A 330-nucleotide genomic window follows, 5' to 3' on the forward strand; every position below is an offset into this window, starting at 1 on the left:
CCGCTACCGTCACCGTGAAGCCCGCTACGCCCGCATCCACCGTGATGGTGCCGTCGTCGTTGAGGGTCACGCCTTCGCTGAACGTCACATTGCCGTAGTCACTGCTATCGGTCGTGCCGTTCGTCAAGCTGAACTCGAACGTTTGGGCCGTGTCGGCCGTATTGCTTAGCGTCACTGCGAACGCCAGTGCGTCGCCTTCTTCCTCGCTCACATCCGCGATGTCATTGATCGTCGGTACCGCATCGTCATTGACGATGGTGCCCGTCGCGGTCTGTTCACCCACGCTCAGCGTGAACGTTTCATCGCTTTCTAGAACCGTATCTTCTGCAC

The 330-nt window shown here is 59.1% G+C and carries 1 pseudogene; it reads right to left on the minus strand.

Annotation, left to right across the window (positions count from 1 at the left end):
* Positions 1–330: pseudogene (locus AB4323_RS20485) on the minus strand (cadherin repeat domain-containing protein); the annotation flags it as partial.

The organism is Vibrio sp. 10N.261.52.C11, assembly GCF_041471405.1.
Lineage (GTDB): Bacteria > Pseudomonadota > Gammaproteobacteria > Enterobacterales > Vibrionaceae > Vibrio > Vibrio crassostreae_C.